This is a genomic window from Pseudomonas sp. CFBP 8770 (assembly GCF_014841705.1).
In the GTDB taxonomy this organism is placed as follows: Bacteria; Pseudomonadota; Gammaproteobacteria; order Pseudomonadales; family Pseudomonadaceae; genus Aquipseudomonas.
The window spans coordinates 17799-37604 of record NZ_JACYUL010000011.1; the positions used below are offsets into that span (position 1 = coordinate 17799).

Genomic DNA, 19806 nt, shown 5'->3' on the forward strand with positions numbered 1-19806 from the left:
GTCATCCACGATCTCTCATGCCCAGACGCTTGATGGAATATACCCGCTCTTGGTCATGGGAGTGATAGTAGGTATCTTGGGTCGTGCTCAAATTACTATGCCGAAGATCCAGCTGCAGATCTTTTGCTTTTCGGAAAGGAGCATCGAAAGTCGCTGAAGTATGCCTAAGCCAGTGCGCAGACGCTGCCCGCAAGCTATTTGTTTCATAACCTTCCCGACCTTCAGTCTTCATCTTGGCCAGCGCATTATCAAAGACAGATTGGAGGAGGGTGCGAACCTGCCTGCCTGAAAGTCCTGCCCGGCCGTCTAGAGTACACAGTAAAGGAGTTCTCTCATTTTCAGAGGGTAATTCAGATAGTCCAAGGAACACTCGATAGCGCTTTAAATATTGATCAATGTACTCATTCCGCACCGCAATCTTGCCGACCTTATCCCCTTTACCAATGACGTGATACCACCAGTTACCTTCTGGGTCTTGGCGAAAATCTCCCATGGTTGGCTGCCAATTAGCCCTTCCAACGAGGTCAGATATTCGTAGGTACATTGCGAAAAGGGTCGATAGCACGAAGAGAGTGCGTCGATGCTTCGACGGTTCGAGCGAAGCCATTTCCTCAGCGGTCTCAAGAACATAGTCCCACTGCAGAGGTGTAAGTGCCCGGTTTTGGATATCACCACCAGCGTTGCCTGTGTAGTGCTGCTTGTTCTTTACCATCCTGAATGGGTTGAGACTGACAAGACAACCTTCAGCCAAGAACTCATAAAAGCTGCTACATACCGAAAACACTTGGTTCATCGTTCCGGTCGAAGCTGAGTATGGTAAGTCTACATTTGAAAATGCCGGATTTTTCGGGCGCTTTTGGCTAAACGGTTTCCATTTCTCATTGGGCACCAGAGGGAAGTCGATCGCGGTCTCAGCATCTTTATTCGGAACAAACCGGCTACGAGTGACCGATCCAACCCAATTTATTGGCGGATTTCGGCAAAAACTCAGGTAAGCCTCGGCATCCTGGCGGCGCAGTTCAAATATTGATTTTTTCTGAACAATAGTAGCCCATAGCAGAAGCCGTTCCACATGAGTTCTATAGGAGGTATAGGTTTGTTCGCTTTGATCATAAGCGCGCAAGAAGGATCTAACCGCCTCATAGCCGGCCCCAGCCCTGAGCTCGGCCGGGAAAGCGTTAATATAATCTTGAACGTAATTAACAGATGACCCGGCACACAAGAAATCTTGATCAACAAATGACTCGAAGGTTTCGAAGAGCGGCTTAGGTTCACAAGTCATATAAAAGGTACCGTATTCAAGGAAGCTAGATTTCCAGTTCTGGGAGTTACTGGAAGTTGGACAGGGTAGCCGCTCGGCTTATTGCATTTTGATTGTGTGCATTTCATTCATCCCCCTCTGCCCAATTCGTTGACGATTGTCGATGGTAGCCCTCAGCGAACAGTGTTGCAACTACCCCTGGTTAACGTTTAAATTTTCGCAGTTAGCTTGACAACACCCTGCGGCATAAACTAAGGGTACTCCCATTGGTTTTTCCATTCATTTTTCAGTTAAACATTTCCGTGGGGGCGCGTAGGCGCTATTTATTTTGCCATAAATTGCCAAGGTACTTTTTGGGTTTCTTGGCATAGCCGGCCAGGTAGCTTGATTGCCCTTTATAAGAGTATTGCCGATCAACGTTAACACTTAGGTTTAGGGGTTTGTATCGGAGGTCGTTAGGAATCCGAATTGGCGTTCTTGGGAAAGGTTTTTCCCGGCCCAGGTTGCGCTTTCATGGACGGCTTGTTGTGGTTGATGGGTCTAGGGTTTCTGTTCAGGACGAATCGCAATTGCTAAGTAATTCGCAACTGGGAGCGCTCTGGGACACATGGACTGCTCAGGGTAAAGCCACACAACGCCTCAACGGCGGGCTCGCACCAAACCTTTACTTGAAGCGTGCAGTCACTCGCGACGACCAACCGAGCGCCTTAACTCTCAGCAAGCGATCCGCTGCGGTTTTTCCATTTAAATCTTTAAGTGGAAAAACACTCTGGAATGTCCACCTGTTTCTTAGAAAATCCTCTGATGCCCGGTTTTATCGGGTTTCACGGCGTTTGTGAAGGGATTCGAGATCGGAATTTCCATTCATTGTTTATCAGCAGGACTCGCAATCTCATGACTCTTCAGCCTGCGTCCAAGCCTCTCAGGCGCCGCCAAGTACGGTGCTGGGGCTTTACGGTTGAGTTGAATCAGAGACTCTCAGCCGAGCCTGGCCAGGGATTACAGGGGCCTCAACGGGGCCGGTGGTTCTTAGCACTCTCGGTTGACAGTTTTCTATCGACATTGGCTTGGGGGTCATACGGTTCCCACCGGGGCTGTGCCTTCGTGGATTTTCCACCCGTTTCGCCTCGGGGAAAGGCGGAGCGGAATGTCCACTCAATTCCTCAAAAAGGCTGAGGCCCTTGTTCTGTATGGGGTTGGAGCCGGTTGATGGTGCGTCCCCTGAAATATGATTCCACTGATTTCTCCTTGGCTGCGGGAGCTGTTCCGTTTAGACGTAACTTTTTAGATTCTTATAAATCAATAGGTTATAGATTGTTGCGTCGCACAGCGTTCCACTCATTTCGTCAAAAGCTGCGTCGAATCAAGGTGCCAGATAAGCTGGAGCCCGCGGAAAGCAAGGGGGTGAGGAGAAAATAGAGCGCTTTCCACTTAAAACGCGATTGGCGCAACAGGAGACTCATGACAAGTGGGCGCTGGACGGTAAGCCAGTTCCTCATAGAATGCCTACACTTAGTAGATTTAACATAATATACATTATGCGTAATGCCGTGTTGGGTGTGCCGGGTAGCCAGGGTTGGTGCTGCAAGCTGGGGATTCGGCCTTGGACTGGTAATCCTTCGGCCAGGTACATAGAACCTTGCCACCTCAGCACTTGGACTCGCGCCGCGTCAGCTTTTCCTCCTCACTGGTGCTCGGCTCGAATTCCTCGACGAAGACCTGATTGTCCGAAACGCTAGTGTTCACGTCTACGACGTTCATCAGCTTGATTGACTCGATCACTACCAAACCAAACCAAACCACATCGCGATCCGTCATCCAGAGCTCGACGTTCCACCACACCAGGTCGGCATGATCGCGTAGTCATCTACAAAATCAGCCTTTTTGGGGGGCTTACGATGCTCTGACGAACGTGCCCGTTGGCGATCGACGGAGCTGCGTTAGACTAGCATGACTCGGCAATTGCCGAATGAAGACCGCGCTGGAGAAATGCATCGCGCACGAGTAAGCGTGTGCCGTTATTCATCTGATTGTCAGGTACGCGATGGGTCCCGATGGGCACTGTTTGGCTGGAAAACTGCCTTGAGTGCTTGTCTGCAAGCTACTAGATCGATAGTCGTAGGCAGCATAACCCCAATACCGAAAACAGCCCTACTTATTCGCGAACGTCGCTCAAAATACGATAACTATACTAAATAAGCATTTAGTATAGTTATGCGGCCTGGTTGGATTTACCCAACGGCCTGTTGGTCTACTCCTACCTCCAAAATGCAGGTGCGACATGCAGTGCTAGACTCAACGCGAGTCAGTTGTTTGGATATCTGCTCAGCCGATTCTCTGGGCATGTCAGTAGTGCGTTGTTGATAATGTTGTCTCCACTGCAAATGGCTCATACCTTTTTCGAAGAGAGGAATGACTCATGAAAGTAATCTGCACCGCTGCATTAACTGCTTTATTGCTGGGCTGCGCCACTAGCGGAAGCAACCCGGCAATGGACGCGCACTCGCCCGCGCCGCCCAGCGCTGCAAAACTCAGCGGTAACGACGTTGCAAGCCAATTCATAGGACGCTCACATCAAAGTGTAACGTCAAGTGGGCAATCTTTTTCCGAGATTCTCACAGCCGATGGAGCAGCCAAAATCAATATAACTGGAATGCCTGAAGCTAAAGGGAGTTGGAAGATCACGGGCGATGTGATTTGCGTGACCTATTCGGCGTATGGCGAGGAATGCAACATTGTCAAAGCCGATGAACGATGGTTTTGGTTTGTCGACAGTGTCAAAGGGACAACGAATAATCGTTTTGCTCGCTGATAATGCCGAAAACCAGCTACCTCTGTGAAAAAAGGCCAAGTGCGAATGCGCGCTTACGTTATCCATCCTGCCTGGTGCGTCCTGGCACCGGGCATCCACCCTCCTACACGCTCAGCTTCCGGCTGAACTTGGTCTCCATCACGATGTGCGACGCCGTGTGCGCCACGCCCTTGATCATGTTGATCCGGGTCAGCTCAGCGTTGAGTTCGCCCAGCGTCCCGGTGGCCAGGTGAATGATGAAGTCCGACTCCCCGGACACCGCGTACACGGCCTGCACTGCCTCGATCTTGCGCAAGGTGGTCATGACGTCGGTGTAGCTCTTGTTGGTGCAAGAGGTCATGGTGAAGCAGTTGATGGTGGGCTGTATCCGGTCGTGGTCGATGCGCACGCTGTAGCCGGTGATGACACCGGCTTTCTCCAGCCGCTGGATGCGCTCCTGTACCGAAGAGCGCGACACTCCGAGCCTGCGCGCGAGTGACGCGGTCGGCTCGCGGGCGTTGGCTTGCAATAACGCCAGCAATTGCCGGTCGTTCTCGGTGAGGTTGAACAATGTGCCGGGTGGGTGTGCGTCCATGCCGTGTCGACCTTGCCTGTAAAAGAGTTAGCGCGGCCCTGCGCCGGCGTGTCGTTCCTGGAACCTGTCCATCATCTTCAACCCGGTATACACCAATTGTGCCGCCGGAGGGCCGAATGGGCCCCCGTTCCACTGCAGCCCGTAGCGGTCGAACAAACGGTAGCGGTCCGATTCGCCGCAGATGGCCTCGGCAATCACCCTCCCCCCGGCCGGCGCGGTGTTCATGCCGTGCCCGCCGAACGATGCGCAAGACCACAGTCCAGGGCCCAGGGGGCCGATGTGGGGCATTTTGTGCCGGGCGTAGCCCATCAGTCCAGACCAGGCCTTGTCGATTTTCAAGCCTTGCAGTTGTGGGTAGACATCGAGGATATCGGCGCTGAGCAGTTGCGCCAGACGTTGCTCGTCCTGCAGATTGTGGGTGGTGATGTGGCCGCCCCACAGCAGCCGATCGCCATCCACGATACGGTAATAGTCCGAGGCCCGCCGGGAATCACCGACGGCTTCAGAGGTGCGGACGGCCTGCTGCAGGCGCGTACCCAATGGCTCGGTGAGCACCACGTAGGTGGCGATGGGCAGAAAGGCACGGTGCAGTTTGCCGAATTCAGGACCGCCGTAGCCGCCGCAGCAGTACACCACATCGACACAATCGACGCTGCCGTGGGCCGTTGACACCTGGGAGCGCCCGGCTCGGCTGTCGACCTCGAGCATGGCGCACTGCTCATGGATCACCCCACCTTTTTGCTCGATCAGGTCGGCCAGGCCCAGGCAATAGTTCAGTGGGTGGAAATGGAAACCGTGGGTATCACGCAGCCCCTGGTGGTAACGCTCGGTGTCGAGCAGCGTGCGCAGGGTGTCGCGGTCGAGATACTCCAAGTTGAAACCGAAATCACGGTCCATGCGCTCGCTGAACCGCTTGAGGCTGTCGGCGTTGTCGAAGCGGCTGACGCTCAGCTTGCCCCGGCTGGGTGCGCAACCCGGCAGTGAATGCCGCTCTATGGTCTCGCGCACGCTGTCCACGCCTTCCAGTGACAGCTTGAACAAGGCTGCGGCGGTGTCCTTGCCGCAGCGCTGCTCGATGGCCGAAAGGCCTTCGGACCAGCCTTGCAGGACAAACCCGCCGTTGCGCCCGGAAGCGCCCCAGGCCACCCGCGCCGCCTCCAGCACCACCACCGATTTGCCCCGCGAAACCAGTTCCCAGGCGGTGCTTAGCCCCGCCAGGCCACCGCCCACGACGCACACGTCGACGCAGACCTTGCCGGCGAGCGGCGGCCGCACGGGTGCCTCGCGCATGGTCGCGGTGTAATAGTTGTCGATATAGCTGAACATGAGGTCCGTCATCCTTCATCGGGCGGGTGCGCCCCGTGTGCACGATCGAGCACACGGGGCGCTGGCAGGTCACTGCACCTTGGTGAGGTCGGCGCCGTACCATTTTTCGGAAAGCTGCTTGAGGGTGCCGTCGGTTTTCATCTCATCGACGATCTTGGTCAGCGCACCGTTGAAGGCGTCGTCGCCCTTGTCGACGGCGATGGCCAGGGGTTCGTAATAGGCCGGCTTGCCCTCGACCTGTACGATCGGGTAGCCATTCTTGATGGCGGCACTGATGGTCGGCAGCGCGGACAAGGTAGCGTTGAGGCGCACCCCGTTGCCCATGCGCAGGTCGTCCAGCGGGCCCATGCTGTCGCCGTAGGTTTTCACCTCGCCCGGCTCGACGTCGTAGGTGAACGACGGCACGTCGGCCGCATCGATGGTCAGCCGGCGGTTGATGTAGTCCTCGGACGTGGTACCAGCCTCGACGCCGATGATCTTGCCGTTGAGGTCGGCGGTCTTGGTGCCGGCGGCGGCCTTGTGCACTGCGAACACGTACGGCGTGTAGTAGTAGACCGCAGGGAAGTCGAGCACCCTGCCCCGCTCGCGGGTCGGCGTCATCGACCCTACCGAAATGTCCCAGCGGTTGGACCAGCGCCCGGCGGTGATGATGCCATACTCGGGTGTGACGAACGCCACCTTGCTGCCCAGGCGCTTGCCGATTTCGGTGGCCACGTCGATGTCGAAGCCCTGCAGGGCATTGTCCGGCCCCAGAAACGATTGCGGTGGCCAGTTGGCCGCTGTGGCCACTTTCATGACCTTGGTCGAGTTGATGCGGTCCAGGGTGGTGCCTGCCCAGGCAACCCCGGCTCCGGCCGTGAAGACGCCGGCCAGTGCGGCGGCGGTGAACAAGCGGGTCAGCGACGTCATGGTGAACCTCCAGAGAGCAGCGGTACGCGGTTATCGTTCTTGTGGCGTGTGCAGCATGGGTGAATCCGTGACAGGTTCCGGCACGTGGCTCAGGCGATCAGTGGCTGAGAATCTGCGAGAGGAACTCGCGCGCACGTTCGTGTCGGGGGTGGTCGAAGAAGTCCTGCGGTTTGGCCTCTTCGATGATGCAGCCCTGGTCCATGAAGATGATCCGGTCGGCCACGCGGCGGGCGAAACCCATTTCATGGGTCACGCAGAGCATGGTGATGCCGTCCTGGGCCAGCTCGCCCATCACGTCGAGCACCTCCTTGACCATCTCCGGATCGAGCGCCGAGGTGGGTTCGTCGAAGAGCATGATGCGCGGGCGCATGCACAGCGCCCGGGCAATGGCCACGCGCTGTTGCTGGCCACCGGACAACTGGCCCGGGTACTTGTCGGCTTGGTTGCCGATGCGCACCCGCTCCAGGTATTCATGGGCCAGGGCACGGGCGTCGGCGTCGCTCAACCGGCTGACCAGCCGCGGCCCCAGCATCAGGTTGTCGAGCACGGTCAGGTGCGGAAACAGGTTGAATTGCTGAAAGACCATGCCGACCTGGCGGCGTATGCCGGCCACGCAGGCGGCACTGCGGGTGAGCGTGGTCTCGCCGATGATCACCTCGCCCTGCTGAAAGTCTTCCAGCAGGTTCAGGCAGCGGATCAGCGTCGACTTGCCCGAGCCCGAGGGCCCGCAGACGACCACGATCTCGCCGCTGGCGATGTGCAGGTCGATGTCCTTGAGCACATGGAACTCGCCATACCATTTGTTCAGCTTGCGTACGCGAACACCGGCCTGCTGGGGGAGATCGTGGGCAACGGTCGATCGATTCATCTCAAGCTCCTGGACGGCTCAGCGGTGCGCGCGGTTGAAGTGTTTTTCCAGGCGGGCCTGGACCGTTTCCAGAACGATCGACAGCAACCAGTACAGCACCGCGGCGGTGATCAGCATCTCCAGATGGCGAAACTCCGCACGGCCCTGGGTGCGTGCCAGGAACATCAACTCCCAGACGCCGATCACCGACACCAGCGAGCTGTCCTTGAGCATGGAGATGAACTGGTTGCCGGTCGGCGGGATGATCAGGCGCATGGACTGCGGCAGAATCACCCGCAACATGGTTTGCAATGGCGACAGGCCGATGGCCCTGGACGCCTCCCATTGCCCGCGCGGAATGCTGCTGATGCCGGCGCGGAAGATTTCGGTCATGTACGCGCCGTAGCACAGCGACAGCGCCAGGATGCCCGCCGGCACGGCACCGACCACATAGCCCAGCTGCGGGATGCCCAGATAGATGAGGTAGATCTGGATCAGCAGCGGCACGCCACGGAAGAAAGAGGTGTAGAAGCTGGCGATCGCGATGGCGAAACCGTTGGACGACAGGCGCGCGGTGGCGCCCAGCAAGGCGAGTACGAACGCGATGGCAATGGAGATGGCCGACACGTACACCGTCGTGAACACCCCTTGGGTAATCATGAAACCGACTTTGGTGGCGATGAACGCGTAGGAAAGGTCGAAGGTGTCGAAGAACAGCAGGAACATCAGTAACAGTTCGCACCACACCGTGATGATCTGCGCCCGCAAGGGGAACCGCCCCAACACGAACAGATTCAGCACCAGCGTCAGGGTGAAGGTGACTGCCACGGCCACGTCACGGGCCAGCGGTGCGTGCAGGTCCAGCAGGATCGGCGCCATCAGACTGCCCAGGCCGCTCTCGCCAAGGCCGGCGAACAGTGTGACGGCGAAGGTGACGGCAGCCACGGTACCCATGAACGTCAGGTTGTCGGTGGCGCGGGGCTTGACGATGTGGTCCTTGAACATGGCATGGACACCTTTGTTGTTGTGTTTTCATTATGGGCGCGCAAAACGCTGGCGAGCACCCTGCGCTATGCGTTGATTCGATAGTAAATCCGCCAGATTTGGCGGGCAGCCCCTGACAAACGCAGGAAAGCGCGGACGATTCGCCGCTACGGTGGCGTTTTCCACGTCACTGGTGGGGCTTGGTTAAGCGCCGTTCGGGCCAACCCCATCGAGGATGAGGCTGCGATAGTGGCCGGGGCTTGCGCCGGTCCACTTGCGAAAGGCCTTGTAGAAGGAACTGGCGTCGGCGAAGCCCAGGCGCTCGGCGATGTCTTCGAAGGTCGCTTGCGGCTCGGCCAGCCAGAGCACAGCCCGCTCGCGGCGCACACTGTCCTTGAGCGCCTGGTAGCCGGCGCCCTCCTCGGCCAGGCGCCGACGCAGCGTGGCCACCGAAGCGCCGCACTGGCTGGCCATGGTTTCGATGGCTGGAAACTCTGCGGCCGGCAGATTGCGCAGCCTCTGGCGGATGCGCCAGCCCAGGCTGTGCGGATCGCGGTAGCGCACCAGGATGTTGGCCGGCGCGCGGGCGAGAAAACGCCTCAGCTCGGTCGCGCTGCGCCGTACCGGAATGTCCAGGTGCTCGGCGGCGAAGATCAGCCGGGTGCGTGGTCGCTCGAAGCGCAGGTTGGGCGAGAACATCACCTGATAATCGCCTACGTAGCGAGGCGCCGGGCCCCGCAGTTCCATGGCCAGAATCGGAATGCGCCGTCCCGCCAGCCAGCAGGCGATGCCATGCACGATCATCCAATAGGTGAAGCAGGAAAACGCCCGTTTGGGTTCGGCGCTGCGCTCGTGAATGACGATCTCGGCCAGCGATTGCTGGGTCGCCAGGCGACCGTCGTAGTCGGCCAGCATCAATGCGAGGAACTCCAGGGCACGCTGCAGTGCCGCGCCGACCGTGGGCTGGTGCATGCAGGCCCGGCACAGGAACGCAAAGCTGCCGCGCCGCAGAGGCCGCGCGTCCATGCCGAAGAATTCGTCGTCGAGCGCTCTGGCCAGTTGTCGCCAGAGCCGAGCGTAGCTGTGCACGGGAATCCGAGCCTGATCATTGCCCAGCAGCATGGGCTCGATGCCCGCCGACTGCAGCAAGGGCTGCAGGGGCAGATGACAGTCACGCACGGCTTCGCGCACCAGGTGGATCGAGATCGTATCGCGCAGCGATGGAGCGTCGAGCGGGTTTCGGGTCAGGTTCACTCATCCTCGCTAACCGCTTCTGGGCGAAACGGACCGAACGGCCTGTAGGGCACTCATTGCCCTACCCTTGCGGTCGTCAGTTCTAATCCATCCGTTGGCGCCGAGCAAGCGTCCTGACCAAAGACCTCCCTAGTAGACGCATTCGACGGCAATGGCCGTCGCTTCACCGCCGCCGATACAGATCGCGGCGATGCCGCGGCGCAGGTTGCGTTGGCGCAGTGCCGCCAGCAGCGTGACGACGATACGGGCACCCGACGCACCGATGGGATGACCGAGTGCGCAGGCGCCGCCATTGACGTTGACCTTGTGCGCCGGCAGTTCAAGGGCCTGCATGGCGGCCAGGGTAACCACGGCGAAGGCCTCGTTGATTTCGAACAGATCGACCTCGTCCAATGCCCACCCGGTGCTTTCCACCAGCTTGCGGATGGCGCCGATGGGCGCGACCGGAAACAGGTGCGGCGCATCGGCGAACGCTGCGTGCCCGTGGATGATCGCCAGCGGTTCGAGGCCACGTGCCTGCGCCTCGCTGCGCCGCATCAACACCAGCGCGGCGGCACCATCGGAAATAGAACTGGAATTGGCCGCCGTTACCGTGCCGCCCTCGCGAAACACGGGCCTGAGCGAGGCGATCTTCTCAGGATTGGCCTTGGGCGGTTGCTCGTCGTCGCTGATCAGCAGCGGCTGTTTGTTGCGCATCACCTGCACCGGCACGATCTGCGCAGCGAAGCTGCCATCGGCGATGGCCTGGCGCGCGCGGGTCAACGACGTCAAGGCGAATTCATCCTGCGCCTGGCGACTGAAACCGTGAGCCTGGGCACAGTCCTCGGCGAAGGTGCCCATCAGTCGCCCGGGTTCGTAGGCGTCCTCCAGGCCATCGAGGAACATGTGGTCGAGTACCCGGCCGTGTCCCATACGATAGCCATCGCGCGCGCGGTCGAGCAGATACGGCGCGTTGGACATGCTTTCCATGCCACCAGCCACGACTACACGGGCACTGCCCGCCAACAATGCGTCATGCCCCATGATCATGGCCTGCATGCCTGACCCGCACATCTTGTTCAAGGTGGTGCAGGTGGTTGCGTGGGACAGCCCGGCACCGAGTGCCGCCTGCCGCGCCGGTGCCTGGCCGAGCCCTGCCGGCAGCACACAGCCGAACAGCACCTGGTCGACGGCATGGGCATCGACACCGGCGCGCTCGACGGCGGCGGCGATGGCGGCGGAGCCCAATTGCGGTGCGGTCAGGCTGCGCAAATCGCCCTGGAACCCGCCCATGGGCGTGCGTACGGCACTGACGATAACCATCGGATCTTCATTCATGGGTGTTCTCCCTTGATCTGCCCTGCCCCGGTTCACTTGGCCGCCATGCGCAGCGCGCCGTCGAGACGGATCACCTCGCCGTTGAGCATGCTGTTTTCAATGATGTGACACACGAGTGCCGCGTATTCGTCCGGTTTGCCCAGGCGCGGCGGAAACGGCACGTCGGCGCTCAGCGCGGCGCGCACCTCGTCGCTCATGCCGGCCATCATCGGCGTCTCGAAAATGCCCGGCGCAATGGTCATCACGCGAATGCCGTAACGGGCCAGCTCGCGCGCTGCCGGCAAAGTCATGCTGGCCACTGCGCCCTTGGAAGCGGCGTAGGCCGCCTGCCCGACCTGGCCATCGAACGCGGCCACCGAGGCGGTATTGATGATCACGCCCCGTTCACCCTCGGCGTTCGCGGTGCTCTTGGCGATGGCCTCGGCCGCCAGGCGCAGCAGGTTGAAGGTGCCGATCAGGTTGATATTGATGATGCGGCTGAAGCTGTCCAGCGAATGGGCACCCTGCTTGCCGAGGATCTTCTCGCCGGCGACCACGCCGGCGCAATTGACCAGCCCGTGCAGTTCGCCATAGCTGTGCAGGGCCATGTCCACGGCCGCCTGGGCGGCGTCGGCCTGGGTGATATCGGCCACTGCGAACGCTGCTTCCAGCTCGCTCGCCTGTGCCTGCAGCGCCTCGGCGTTGAGGTCCACCAGCAGCAAACGGGCGCCAGCCCGGGCGAGCATCCGCGCGGTGGCGGCGCCCAGGCCGGAGGCGGCGCCGCTGACCATGAAAACCTTGTCTTGAATGTGCATGAAGCTGTCTCCCTGTCAGGCGCTGGGCGCCTGCTGCTTGGCGATTTCCTGGTTGCGCAGGATGAAGCGCTGCAATTTGCCACTCGGCGTTTTCGGCAGCTGCTCGACGAATTCGATTTCCCGCGGATAGGCATGGGCGGCCAGCCGCTGACGGACGTGCAGGCGCAGGGTCTCGGCCAACTCGGGGCCGGCTTCGAAACCCGCCTGCAACACCACGAACGCCTTGATCACTTCGGTGCGCTCGGCATCCGGTTTGCCGACCACTGCAGCCTCGACCACGGCAGAGTGTTCGATCAGCGCGCTTTCCACGTCGAACGGCCCCACCCGATAGCCTGAAGTGGTGATGACATCGTCATTGCGGCCGACGAAGCTGATGCTGCCGTCCGCATTGAGCTCTACCGTGTCACCGCTCAGGTAATACTTGCCTTTGAACGCCTTGGTCGGCATGCCCAGGTAGCCGCCGAACCAGCACAGCGGCGAACGCTCGCGATCCACGGCGAGCACGCCTGGTTGTCCGGCTGTCAGCTCCTGCAACTGAGCGTCGAGCACCACGATGCGATGGCCGGGCACGGCAAAGCCGGCGGAGCCCTCGCGCACCGGATGCTCGAGCCCGTGATGGTTGCACAGAACCATGCCCAACTCGGTCTGGCCATAGTGGTCGTGGACTACCACACCCAACTGCTCGGCGAACCAGCGGATCACCTGTGGATTGAGCGGCTCGCCCGCACTGCTGGCGATGCGCAGACGCCCGCGCACCCCGGCTGCGAATCGTTGACCGGCAGCGATCAGCATGCGGTACGCGGTGGGCGACCCGGCGAGGTTGGTGATCGCGTACTTGTCGATCACCCGGCAGGTACTGTCCACGGTGAAGCCGCCGTCGTAGAACACCGTGGCATGCCCCAGGGCCAGCGGACCGGCGACCGCATAGTAAAGCCCGTAGGCCCAGCCCGGGTCGGCCAGGTTCCAGAAGCGATCTTCGGCGCGCAGTTGCACGGCGTCGCGCAGGTAACCCTTGAACGCCAGCAGCGCCCGCAGTGGCACTTCCAGGGGTTTGGCGGGACCGGTGGTACCCGAGGTACACATCAGCATGAACGGCGCATTGCCATCGAGCAGCGTCGGCGGGCACTCGTCGCTGTGCTGCCGGAGGGCGGTCCAGAAATCCTGTTCATCCGCAGTCGGCGAAGCGCAGCCCACGGTCAACACGCTGGGTCGGCATTCGACCTCATCGAGCTTGGGGCGATTGTGCAGGTCGGTGACGACCCAGCGCGCCTGCGAACACTGCAGGCGCTGTTCGATGGCCTTGGGGCCGAAGGCGGTGAACAAGGGCTGATAGACGGCGCCGATGCGCCAGGTGCCCAGGATGGCAATCAGCAGTTCGACGGTGCGAGGCATCAACCCGGCAATGCGATCACCGGGCTTGACGCCCTGGCTGCGCAGAAAATTGCCGAACTGCGCTGCATGGGCCTGGAGTTGTTCGAAGGTGTACTGGGTGGCAACGCCGTGCTGCGACTCGCAATACAGGGCCACGGCCTGCTGGCCAAGGTGGCGGTCGCAGCATTCGACGCAGGCGTTGAGCTGATCGAGGGTGCCGTGCAGATCCTGCGCGGCGGTGTCCAGGTAATCGAAGGCCTGGGCGGTACTGGAATAATCGCGCATCACATGTCCCTGCTTGTTGTTATGGGATCTTGTTGATCTGGGCTCAAAGCGGCCTGAAGGGCGCCGCTCGATAGTGATCCGCAGACGGCTTGGCGACAATGTTGTCAGCGCTCAGGCTGACTGAGCGGTTTAGCCACCAGGGGCCGGATCAGGTTTTTTGGCTCTGCTGCGCCTTGGCTTGAGCGCGAGCTGCTGGATCAGCTGTTGCTCCAGGGTGTCGGCGCGCGCCTGCTGCGCGGTGGCGGCCTGCAACGCCGCCTCCTGCGCCTCGCGGGCACTTCGCAGCTGGGTTTCGAGCTGCTGCAGCGCGTGTTGCCCCTGCTCGGCAGCCAGCTGCGACCGTGCTTCCCTGGCGGCTGCCTGAAGTTGCGCGTCACCGAGCGCGCTGCGGGTTTGCTCCAGACGCTTTTGCAAGGCTTCGAGCTGTTTCTGTTGCTCGCGAGCTTCGAGGTTGCGCGTTTTCAGGTCTTCACGGGCGCGGTCGACCTCACGGTGCGAGCGCTCCTCGACGCCGCGCACATAGGCCTCCTGAGCCAGGCGATTGTGCTCGGCTTGCTGTTGCTGATCGCGCAACGCTTGTTGCAAGGAAGCGATATCGGCCTGCAACTCACTGCGCGCACCTTGCAGCTCGATCCGCTGCTGTTGCAGGTCTTCGATCTGCACCTGGCGCTGCGCCAGCAGCTTGTCCAGGTCGTCCAGCCGGGTTTCGGCGTTTCCCCGCGCCGTTTCCGCTTCGATCACCTGCCGCCGGGCCAGTGCGATATCGCGACGGACCTGTTCTTCCACCCCCGCAACCCGCTCGTATTCGGCCGCCAATACTTCGCGCTGGGCCGCGACCGAGTGTTCGACCACCCCTTGGGCGAGCACGCTTGCCTGTTGCCAGACGGCCACGAATGCCTGCGCCACCTCGGCAGGCAGCCCCGGCAGGCGGGTCTCGCCTCGCAGCCGTTGCGCCAGTTGCTCCCACCACTGATCGAGCAAGGTGCCCACTCGCGCCGGGCTGCCCCGGCCCAGTTCGAGGCGCACGCGCTCGACTGTCGGCCGCTCGCCGCGGGCCAGCACGGCGTCCGCTGCGGCAAATACGTCGGTTTCCGGTACGCCCACTGCCATGCCACACACTCCGCTGGATTAGGTATGATAATGAAGGATTATCCGACTCTAAATAACGAATCCCTAAAATATAATACGTTGAACGTAATGAAAAATACATTTGATGTTGCGCTAATCGAAATCCAGCCCCTGCATCTGCACTTTCTGGCAGAAAACACTGCACACGCGGCTCAAGCGTTCATCGCAGCAGGAACCGCTGCCAACACGGTCCGCAGCTATCGCAGCGCACTGGGTTATTGGTCAGCGTGGTTGAAGTTGCGCTATGGACAGGTGTTGGGAGATGCGCCGCTGCCTGCGGCCGTGGCGATTCAGTTCGTCCTCGATCATCTGGCGCGACCTGTCGAGGACGGCAGCTGGAGTCACTTGCTGCCGGTTGCCATCGACCAGGCACTGGTCGATGGCAGGGCCAAGTCCCGCCTGGGTCCTTTGGCCTACAGCACCGTTCAGCATCGGCTGGCGGTGCTGGGCAAGTGGCACCGGGTCAAGAGCTGGGACAGCCCGACCGATACGCCTGCACTGAAAACGCTGCTGCGCAGCGCGCAGAAGGCCCAGGTACGTCAGGGCGTGACCGTGCGCAAGAAAACCGCCATGGCCCTGGAGCCCCTGCAGGCCATGCTGGCCACCTGCACGGACGGCGTGCGCGGCATACGTGACCGCGCCCTGCTCTTGCTGGCCTGGAGTGGCGGCGGCAGACGCCGCTCCGAAGTGGTCGCGCTGCAGGTGGGCGACGTGCGTCGGCTGGATGTAGACACTTGGGTCTATAGCCTGGGCGCGACCAAGACCGATACAGCCGGCGCACGGCGCGAGAAACCCTTGCGCGGCCCTGCCGCCCATGCGCTGGCCGCGTGGTTGGCCGCCGCGCCAGCGGCTACAGGTCCGCTGTTCCGACGTCTGTACCGTGGCGATAAAGTGGCCAGCCATGGGCTTGGCGGCGACCAGGTGGCCCGCATCGTCAAGCGGCGGGCCCAACTCGCAGGCCTGGAGGGGGATTGGGCGGCACACAGCTTGCGCTCGGGCTTCGTCACCGAGGCCGGTCGCCAGGGCGTGCCGTTGGGAGACGTGATGGCGATGACCGAGCACCGCAGCGTGGCGACGGTGATGGGTTACTTCCAGGCCGGGTCGCTGCTGGGGAGCAAGGCGGCGGACCTGATCAAGGGCGACGACTAGCTTCGGGCCAAGACAAGGATGTCGCAACCGGATGTTGAAACTTCTGCGGAAACATCGGCTCCGGCGCCGGTCAATAGCATGTCAACGCTGACATTTTGGCTGAACCAGAGCCTTATTCGACCATCAAGGATAATTATCATGACCACTTCCAAGCTGCTGCCCCGCCTCGCTCTTGCTGCCCTGTGCGCACTGAGTGTGCCTGCCTTCGCAGCCCAGACCGACACCAAGGAAGAAAGCGTGACCCTGGATCGTCCGGGCAATGGCATGCACGAAATCAAGGAAGGCGACAAAGTCCCCGATTCCTACAAGCGCAAAGAGCTGGCGATCGACCCGGCCAAGCATGGTTTGATGCAGCCTGAAGAGAATGAGCAGTGGGTCGAGATCAAGGACAAGTACGTGCGGGTGAACATCCCGAACGGCACCATCGTGGAGATGATCGACAAGTCTTCGGTCAAGAAGTGATATTCGGCTTTTAGGCTGGGTCTTCCGGCCTAGGTGGGTCAGGAGTACCGCGTTGCCCATTCGCGGCCGATGACCGCTCCCACAAATGACCGCTCCCACAGGAGGTCCTACTTCACCTGTGGGAGCGGTCCGTGGCCGCGAACCAGGCGACGCGGTCTATCAGGCGTTATGCGCTAGTTGCGTCTGGCATAGTGCAACGGTAGCAGCGTGGTCGACTTGATGCGCTCCATGGCAAAGGTCGAACTGATGTCGCTGATGCCTTCTACCTGGATCAGGCGCTTGTAAACGGCATCATAGCCCGCGATGTCCGGTACCACGATGCGCAGCATGTAGTCCGTGTCCCCCGCCATTCGGTAGCACTCCACGACCTCGGGCAGCTCGCCGATCACGGCGTGGAAATCCGCCAGCCACTGGGCATTGTGGCGCTGCGTGCGCAGTTCGGCGAACACTGTCACAGCCACATTCAACTCGCCCGCATCGAGCAGCGCGACCCGCCGGGTGATCACGCCCTGCTGTTCCATCTTCTGAATGCGGCGCCAGCAAGCGGTACCACCCAGTCCAATCTGCTCGGCGATGTCAGCCAGCGGGCGGGTGCAATCGGTCTGAAGCATCTCCAGGATTGCCATATCGAACTTGTCCATGGTGCCTGAGGCCTGCCTGGAAAACGGTGATTGCAATAATATTCTCTTTAAACGACACAGGATGCAAAATCTTTGCGCCTAGTGCCGCAAAGCTAGCGTAGAAGTCAAATTTTTTCCTCCTATCCGTCGTTAGCATAGACAGCACCGAATCAGCTCTGGTCGAGACGCTATGCCTACCCTCCCCGTATACCTGGATTACGCTGCCACCACGCCCATCGACGATCACGTCATCAAGGCGATGCTCGCCTGTATGGGGCGCGAAGCATTGTTCGGCAATCCTGCGTCGAGTGCCCACGCCTATGGCCATCAAGCGCGCCAGGCGGTCGAACTGGCCAGGCGGCAAGTGGCTGAACTGCTCAATGCCACCGCCGAAGACATCGTCTGGACTTCAGGCGCGACCGAATCCAACAACCTGGCGCTCAAGGGCTGCACCCGTCCGGGCGACCATATCGTCACCAGCGTGCTGGAGCACAAGGCCGTCATCGATACCGTACGCGAGCAGCAGGCCGCCGGTTGCGACGTTACCTGGCTGACCCCGGACGCCCAGGGACTGATCCAACCCGAGGCCGTGAGCCAGGCGTTGCGAGCCAACACCCGGGTGGTGTCGCTGATGTGGGTCAACAACGAGCTGGGCACCCTGACCGATATCGCCCGAGTCGCGCAGTTGGTAAAAGACCACGGCGCCCTGCTGCATGTGGACGCCGCGCAGGCGGCCGGCAAGGTCGCCATCGACTTGTCCAGCGGGGGCATAGACCTGCTGTCCCTGTCCGCTCACAAGCTCTATGGCCCGAAAGGCATCGGTGCCTTGTACGTCGGTCCACGGGCGCGGCCGCTATTGCGCGCGCAGATGCATGGCGGCGGCCATGAGCAGGGCCTGCGCTCGGGCACCTTGCCTACCCACCAGATCGTTGGCATGGGTGCGGCATTTGCCCAAGCCTCGGCGCAGATGCAGGCCGACAATGAGCATATCGCGCAACTGGCCATGGGCTTGCGCGAAGGGTTGCTGGCGTTGGCCGGTGTGACGCTCAATGGCTGCGCCCAGCAACGGATTCCACACACCCTGAACGTCTGCATCGCCAGCCCGTCCTTCTCCATGCAGGCCATTGCCGGCCGTATTGCGGTGTCGTCGACTTCGGCGTGCAATTCTGCAAGTACGGCAGCGTCCCATGTATTGCTGGCATTGGGATTGAGCCAGGCGCAGGCACTGAGCAGCTTGCGCGTGAGTCTGGGCCGCTACAGCACCCACGAAGATGTCGACCAGGCCATTGCCGTGATAGCCGACGCCATGCGTGCCCCCGCGCCATTCTGGTGAAATCGAAGCCGCGTTAACGGCGGCGCTCCTTTCGCGGCCACAGACCGCTCCCACAGGACACTCATGCACCGTTGGAAACGCTGAACCCCGGCAACGGCGGTGCTCCCACAGGACACTCGCTCACTGTGGGAGCGGTCATAGGCCGCGAAAAGGGCGCCGCGCAGTGACTGACTTCCCACGATGAAGGGTTCGTAGCCATCAACCCGCCCTAGGAGCGTCAGAAGGTCTCCAAACTACCGTTCGTCGGCTTCACGGCACCGACGATGGCAATCCGCTGCCCAAATCTTCGTACCGATTCCTATAACGGAGAAATACCATGGTCACTCGCACGATCACTCGCTTTGCCCTTGTTGGCCTGCTGTCTGCCACCAGTATGTATGCGTTGGCCGGTTCGGTGCCTCCAGGCAAGGAACCTACCCCTTCGACTCCAAGCACCAGCACCGACACCCGCACTGGCAACCAGATGGGCAACGGCCGCGCAAACGATGCCAACAGCAGCAGCGGCAGCACCACGTCGGGTACCCCGAACGGCCAGGGCACATTCAGCAACGGCACCGGCAACAGCAGCGGCGCCAACAGTGGCTCAATGGGTTCGGGTTCCGGTAACGGCGCAAGCTCGGGCAAAGGTGCAGGCAGCGGCGCAGGCGGCACGAGCGGTAACTGATCCTGAGGCAGACGGGCATCAGCTGCCCCTGCCGTCAGCGTTACCGAAATCGAAGGCGGGTGGGTGTCACAAGGTGCGTACAACCGCATCAGGACATGCCACCCGTTTTCACATCCCTCACATACAGCGTCTTTTTCGGTATTCTTCCGGTCCCATCGCCCCAGTGCGGCGCCCTGCCCGCACGGCTCGATCCCATCTGACCAGGAAGCCTCATGTCCCAGATCATCCTCGTACTCAACGGCCCCAATCTCAACATGCTGGGTTTGCGCGAACCTGCGGTCTACGGCCATGAAACCCTGGCCGATGTCGAAGCCATGGCCGTGCAGAGCGGACAGGAACTGGGCTTTGCGGTCGAATGCCGCCAGACCAATCATGAAGGACAGATGATCGACTGGATCCATCAGGCCCGCCAGCGCGTTGCCGGCATCGTCATCAACCCGGGCGCCTGGACCCATACCTCGATCGCCATTCATGACGCCCTGATTGCCTGCGAAGTGCCAGTGCTGGAAGTGCATATTTCCAACGTTCATCGGCGCGAGGAATTTCGCCATCAATCATTCGTATCGAAGGTAGCGGTGGGCGTCATTGCCGGCTTCGGTACCCACGGCTACAAGCTGGCCATTGCCCACTTCGGCAAACTGCTCGGCGGCAAGACGGCCATCTGATCCGGTTTTTTTACCGCTTTCTGAATCTGTTTTTACTTGCCTCCAACGCTC

The 19806-nt window shown here is 60.8% G+C and carries 19 protein-coding genes; 6 read left to right on the top strand and 13 right to left on the bottom strand.

Annotated features, from left to right (window positions below):
- Position 1 precedes the first annotated feature (1 nt).
- Positions 2–1282 carry a tyrosine-type recombinase/integrase gene (locus tag IFT98_RS20050; RefSeq protein WP_192047038.1) on the bottom strand — a complete coding sequence of 427 codons (1281 nt, stop codon included), beginning with the start codon at positions 1280–1282 and terminating at the stop codon, positions 2–4.
- 1626 nt (positions 1283–2908) lie between these two features.
- Positions 2909–3079, bottom strand: coding sequence for a hypothetical protein (locus IFT98_RS20055; protein ID WP_192047039.1), 171 nt, complete (start codon positions 3077–3079; stop codon positions 2909–2911).
- 601 nt (positions 3080–3680) lie between these two features.
- On the opposite strand from IFT98_RS20055, the gene IFT98_RS20060 reads away from it, so the two are divergent.
- Positions 3681–4073 (top strand): hypothetical protein, encoded by a 393-nt coding sequence (locus IFT98_RS20060; protein WP_192047040.1) that lies wholly within the window; start codon positions 3681–3683, stop codon positions 4071–4073.
- Between the two features lie 103 nt (positions 4074–4176).
- On the opposite strand, the gene IFT98_RS20065 is transcribed toward IFT98_RS20060, so the two are convergent.
- The 10 genes from IFT98_RS20065 to IFT98_RS20110 form a co-directional block, all read right to left on the bottom strand.
- Complete coding sequence (locus IFT98_RS20065; RefSeq protein WP_192047041.1) at positions 4177–4647, bottom strand: Lrp/AsnC family transcriptional regulator; 471 nt, start codon at positions 4645–4647, stop codon at positions 4177–4179.
- A gap of 27 nt (positions 4648–4674) precedes the next feature.
- Positions 4675–5973, bottom strand: coding sequence for an NAD(P)/FAD-dependent oxidoreductase (locus IFT98_RS20070; RefSeq protein WP_192047042.1), 1299 nt, complete (start codon positions 5971–5973; stop codon positions 4675–4677).
- Between the two features lie 69 nt (positions 5974–6042).
- Complete coding sequence (locus tag IFT98_RS20075) at positions 6043–6882, bottom strand: transporter substrate-binding domain-containing protein (RefSeq protein WP_192047043.1); 840 nt, start codon at positions 6880–6882, stop codon at positions 6043–6045.
- 97 nt (positions 6883–6979) lie between these two features.
- A complete protein-coding gene (locus tag IFT98_RS20080) occupies positions 6980–7750 on the bottom strand; it encodes an amino acid ABC transporter ATP-binding protein (protein ID WP_192047044.1) in 771 nt (256 codons plus the stop codon).
- Positions 7751–7768: 18 nt separating this feature from the next.
- The gene (locus IFT98_RS20085) at positions 7769–8734 is read right to left on the bottom strand and encodes an amino acid ABC transporter permease (RefSeq protein ID WP_192047045.1); all 966 of its coding nucleotides are present in this window, start codon (positions 8732–8734) and stop codon (positions 7769–7771) included.
- Positions 8735–8917: 183 nt separating this feature from the next.
- Positions 8918–9967 (bottom strand): AraC family transcriptional regulator, encoded by a 1050-nt coding sequence (locus IFT98_RS20090; protein WP_342214192.1) that lies wholly within the window; start codon positions 9965–9967, stop codon positions 8918–8920.
- A gap of 129 nt (positions 9968–10096) precedes the next feature.
- Positions 10097–11284 carry an acetyl-CoA C-acyltransferase gene (locus IFT98_RS20095; RefSeq protein WP_192063061.1) on the bottom strand — a complete coding sequence of 396 codons (1188 nt, stop codon included), beginning with the start codon at positions 11282–11284 and terminating at the stop codon, positions 10097–10099.
- A gap of 32 nt (positions 11285–11316) precedes the next feature.
- Complete coding sequence (locus tag IFT98_RS20100) at positions 11317–12078, bottom strand: SDR family NAD(P)-dependent oxidoreductase (protein WP_192047047.1); 762 nt, start codon at positions 12076–12078, stop codon at positions 11317–11319.
- Positions 12079–12093: 15 nt separating this feature from the next.
- Complete coding sequence (locus IFT98_RS20105; protein WP_192047048.1) at positions 12094–13734, bottom strand: AMP-binding protein; 1641 nt, start codon at positions 13732–13734, stop codon at positions 12094–12096.
- A 129-nt stretch (positions 13735–13863) separates the two neighbouring features.
- Positions 13864–14844 carry a DNA-binding protein gene (locus IFT98_RS20110; protein ID WP_192047049.1) on the bottom strand — a complete coding sequence of 327 codons (981 nt, stop codon included), beginning with the start codon at positions 14842–14844 and terminating at the stop codon, positions 13864–13866.
- A gap of 87 nt (positions 14845–14931) precedes the next feature.
- Between IFT98_RS20110 and IFT98_RS20115 the strand changes: the two genes are divergently transcribed.
- Positions 14932–16011 (top strand): site-specific integrase, encoded by a 1080-nt coding sequence (locus tag IFT98_RS20115; protein WP_192047050.1) that lies wholly within the window; start codon positions 14932–14934, stop codon positions 16009–16011.
- Positions 16012–16149: 138 nt separating this feature from the next.
- A complete protein-coding gene (locus IFT98_RS20120; RefSeq protein WP_192047051.1) occupies positions 16150–16473 on the top strand; it encodes an RcnB family protein in 324 nt (107 codons plus the stop codon).
- Positions 16474–16646: 173 nt separating this feature from the next.
- Here IFT98_RS20120 and IFT98_RS20125 read toward each other — a convergent pair whose 3' ends face one another.
- Positions 16647–17114: an Lrp/AsnC family transcriptional regulator gene (locus IFT98_RS20125; protein ID WP_192047052.1), complete on the bottom strand. Its 468-nt coding sequence runs from the start codon at positions 17112–17114 to the stop codon at positions 16647–16649.
- A gap of 169 nt (positions 17115–17283) precedes the next feature.
- On the opposite strand from IFT98_RS20125, the gene IFT98_RS20130 reads away from it, so the two are divergent.
- The 3 genes from IFT98_RS20130 to aroQ all read left to right on the top strand — a co-directional run bounded on the left by IFT98_RS20130 (position 17284) and on the right by aroQ (position 19755).
- Entirely contained in the window at positions 17284–18426 is a 1143-nt protein-coding gene (locus IFT98_RS20130) for a cysteine desulfurase family protein (protein ID WP_192047053.1), read from the top strand.
- 316 nt (positions 18427–18742) lie between these two features.
- Positions 18743–19090: a hypothetical protein gene (locus IFT98_RS20135; RefSeq protein WP_122478087.1), complete on the top strand. Its 348-nt coding sequence runs from the start codon at positions 18743–18745 to the stop codon at positions 19088–19090.
- Positions 19091–19302: 212 nt separating this feature from the next.
- On the top strand, positions 19303–19755 hold the full coding sequence (aroQ, locus tag IFT98_RS20140; RefSeq protein WP_122478089.1) for a type II 3-dehydroquinate dehydratase: 453 nt from the start codon (positions 19303–19305) through the stop codon (positions 19753–19755).
- The last annotated feature ends 51 nt before the right edge of the window (positions 19756–19806 follow it).